3 protein-coding genes and 1 tRNA gene are annotated in these 3,505 nt (G+C 47.9%); all 4 read right to left on the bottom strand.

The genetic code is table 11. The features are described 5' to 3' along the window. Window positions 1-193: 193 nt before the first annotated feature. The 4 genes from Q0236_RS02995 to Q0236_RS02980 all read right to left on the bottom strand — a co-directional run bounded on the left by Q0236_RS02995 (window position 194) and on the right by Q0236_RS02980 (window position 3,235). Window positions 194-613: a type II secretion system protein gene (locus tag Q0236_RS02995; RefSeq protein WP_297914975.1), complete on the bottom strand. Its 420-nt coding sequence runs from the start codon at window positions 611-613 to the stop codon at window positions 194-196. A 277-nt stretch (window positions 614-890) separates the two neighbouring features. Further along, window positions 891-2,081, bottom strand: coding sequence for a carbon-nitrogen hydrolase (locus tag Q0236_RS02990; RefSeq protein WP_297914973.1), 1,191 nt, complete (start codon window positions 2,079-2,081; stop codon window positions 891-893). A 20-nt stretch (window positions 2,082-2,101) separates the two neighbouring features. Next, window positions 2,102-3,094 (bottom strand): agmatine deiminase family protein, encoded by a 993-nt coding sequence (locus Q0236_RS02985; protein WP_297914971.1) that lies wholly within the window; start codon window positions 3,092-3,094, stop codon window positions 2,102-2,104. A gap of 64 nt (window positions 3,095-3,158) precedes the next feature. Beyond that, window positions 3,159-3,235: transfer RNA gene (locus Q0236_RS02980), tRNA-Arg, on the bottom strand. Window positions 3,236-3,505: the final 270 nt, after the last annotated feature.

The following is a 3,505-nucleotide window of genomic DNA, read 5'->3' as shown; positions in this document are numbered from 1 at the left end:
CTTGCCGCTTGGCTATACCCCATTAAAAAAGACTTGAATTATACAAAAACCGTAACCAAAAGTCAAGATTAATCTCAAGATCTATTAGTGGATTAATGAAACTTAGCAAGAGACGCGATGAATAAATTATATTATACAAATAAAAAAGGCTCTAGCTAGAGCTAGAGCCAAAAATTAGCAAAACTAGTTAATCCTAGTATACTACACCCATGCCACCAAATTTGAATTTGCCACCATTTTGAGAGATGTTAGCTTTAATTTGTGATAAACCAGGTAGACCCCAAACATTACCACATAGACCACTAGTCGATACAGTAGCTCCAATTGTACCATTAACATTATCAATCTTAGTATCATCAACTGTTAGGCATACCTCTTTTTTAACTTTTACAGGATTAGCAACATTTGACATTTTTTCAATTTTATCAGAGAAATTACCCTGTGAAGTGTAGTAAGAACCTAGATCAGTTATTAATGTCTGAACATTTGTGGCTGCCTTAGAAACCTCAGCGTCATCACGAGTAGCTGCAAGTCTTGGAATAGCAACAGCTGCCAAAATACCTAAAATAACGATAACGAAGATCAACTCGATCATAGTAAAACCTTTTTTCATGGTTTACTCCTTAAATAAAATTCATCCCGCATACCTATATGCGAAACTTGGCGGAATTATAGAGAAAAATTTAAAAATTGTCAATAGTTTTTAGCAAATTTTTTACAATTTATTTACAAAGCCCGATTCTGCGGGCATTGTAAAATCAAAATTTTAAGCCCATTCGGTCTATTAATGTATTTTGACGGACCTCTGCACATTGATGCTATAAAAATTATTTGCTTTCATTATTGTACGTCGCGCGATAAGCCATATGGCTATTCGAGATACAGGGATTCTACAGCCCATATCGCTTAGTCAAAATTTCATAGTTTTCTACTCGTCTATCGCGTAAAAACGGCCACCAGCGGCGCACGTTTTCGCATCTTTGCATATCGATGGTTACGACTTCGCATAGCTCATCGGCGCTATTTGCGCGAAATAGCTGCTCGCCCTGCGCGCCAAAAACAAAGCTATTGCCCCAAAACCTAATCCCCTCTTCGCTGGCAAGCCGCTCTACACGCTGTTTATTCGGCAGCACCTCTAAAGTTTCGCCGTTAAATTTTATCTCTATCGAAATCTTTAAATTCTCTCGCACCGCCTCATTTTTCGCGGGCAAAATTTCACCGCCGATCGCCATTTTGCCGCTATCCGTTAGCGCCCCGTTATTAAAGGATAAAATTCCGCCCTCGCTTAAAATTTTACTATCGCCGCCTGCATCTACGGAGCGCAAAATTTTATCGCTAGCTGCTCCGCCGTCGCTTACTGGCAGAATTTTATTTCCCCCGGATAAAATTTCATCCGGCGAGACTTCGCTAAGCGCGGCTTTTTCAAAGCCTACGCGATTTACGGCGATTACGGGCAGGGAGTTTGCCACCGCGTGCCCGCGCTGTACCGCGACCCAGGCCTCCAGCTGGCGCGCCTTTTCATCCTCGTCGTCGCCGTCAAACCAGCCGATCGCGGTCGGATAGATAAGGATCTCCGCCCCGCGAAGCGCCATCGCGCGCGCAGCCTCCGGATACCACTGATCCCAGCACACGAGCACGCCGAGCCGCCCGACGCTCGTATCTATCGGCTCAAAGCCCAAATCGCCCGGCGTGAAATAAAATTTTTCATAAAACTGCGGATCGTCCCGGATATGCATCTTGCGGTATTTGCCGGCAATGCTGCCGTCGCGCTCGAAAACCACGGCGGTGTTATGATACAGCCCTGCCGCGCGGCGCTCGAAAAGCGAAGTAACGAGCACGACGCCGAATCTCTTCGCCACCTCGCTCCACAGCTGCAAATCGTGCTCGAAATCTCGCGCATAGTCGAAATTTGCGGTATTTTCGCGCTGGCAGAAATACTGCGTCTGATGCAGCTCCTGCAGCACGACAAGCTGCGCGCCTTTCGCGGCGGCGCGCGCGATGAGCTCGATACTACGCGCTATCGTGCGCGCTTTAGTTCCTTCAAATTTATGCGAGATCAGCCCAACTTTTAAAATTTTCATATTTTTCCTTCGATCTAAATTTAAAGCCTGAATTTATTCATGCACGAGCAGTGCAGCGAGCCGTTTTGGCGGATGAAAACGCGCGCGTTCACTCCCACTACTTCGCGATTCGCGCACGCTGTTCGCAGACGCGACAGCGCCAGCTCGTCCGCCGCGCGATTTGGATCGTGCGGATCTGCGGGGTCCGCGTAGGTGGGCACGATGAGCGCGCCGTTTAAAAAGGCGAAATTTGCGTAAGTCGCGGGCAGCCTGCGCCCCCGATAAAAGATCGCGCGCGGGATCGGCAGTTCGATCACGTCGTATCCGAGCGATGAAATTTCATCCTTCATCGCACCAAGCTCCGCGTAATGCAGATCGCTCAGATCGTCGCACGACGAAATAGCCACAGTGCGCGGGCTTAGAAAGCGCGCCAGGGTGTCTACGTGGCTGTCGGTATCATCGCCTTTTATAAAGCCGCGTCCCAGCCAGATTATGTTTTTTAGCCCGAAAATTTCACGCAGCCGCGCATCCAGCTCGGCCTTGCTTAGCGAGTTGCGATTTTCGTTTAGCAAACACGTGCTGGTAGTTAACATCGTGCCCGCGCCGTCAAAATCGACGCTGCCACCTTCTAAGATCAGATCTACGTCTCGCAGCGGGCGGGCGTTCGCGGCGTAAAGCTTAGAATTTAGCGCGTCGTCCTTGGCGCTTGCAAACTTGCCGCCCCAGGCATTGAAACGAAAATTTAGCCCCGTGATTTTGCTGCCCTCCTCTACGTCGATCGCGCCGTAATCGCGGATCCACGTATCGTCGGTGTCGATTTGCGCGAAGCTCGCGTTTGCTAAGCCGCCGCAAATTTGCTCAAAATCCTCGCGGCTCGGCGCGATCGCGACGACCGGCTCAAACTTCGCTGCAGCGGCGATAAAGTCGCGATAAGCCGCCCGTATCTCGCCTAAATACGGCGCCCAGTCGGTACCTGCGTGCGGCAAGGACGCCAAAAGCGCCTCTTGCTCTTCCCATTCGGCGAATGCTCTCATTTTTGCTCCAAGATTAAAATTTCACGGATTATAGCGAAGGTCGGTTTAAAAAGATATTTGTGGATGGTGCGCCCGGAGGAATTCGAATCCCCGACCTTTTGAACCGCAATCAAATGCTCTATCCAGCTGAGCTACGAGCGCACGAAATAAAAGAAAACGGGATTATAGCGTTTTTAGCTTAAATTTAGCCAAAAAGACGGTTTAAATTTCGACATGCGATAAATTTTAGCTTCACATTTTTTTCGCATTTTTGTGTTTGCCAGATCGCGACGCCCAGTTTTTCGTTTAAATTCCAACGTGCAAGAATTTTAGCCTACTCAAATTTACCTTGTATCGCGGTATCGCGCCGAAATTTAACTTGCTTAAGAATTCTGCTCGCATCTTGGAATTTAAAATTTATCCTACTTAAAA

Origin of the sequence: uncultured Campylobacter sp. (assembly GCF_938031315.1) — a bacterium.
Lineage (GTDB): Bacteria > Campylobacterota > Campylobacteria > Campylobacterales > Campylobacteraceae > Campylobacter_B.
Note: the sequence above shows the minus strand (reverse complement) of the source record. Positions and strands in the feature narration are given on the sequence as shown.

What these genes read in the sequence shown, in the direction of transcription:
- Q0236_RS02995 (WP_297914975.1), bottom strand. Translation starts at nt 613, where the DNA reads ATGAAAAAAGGTTTTACTATGATCGAGTTGATCTTCGTTATCGTTATT.
- Q0236_RS02990 (WP_297914973.1), bottom strand. Translation starts at nt 2,081, where the DNA reads ATGAAAATTTTAAAAGTTGGGCTGATCTCGCATAAATTTGAAGGAACT.
- Q0236_RS02985 (WP_297914971.1), bottom strand. Translation starts at nt 3,094, where the DNA reads ATGAGAGCATTCGCCGAATGGGAAGAGCAAGAGGCGCTTTTGGCGTCC.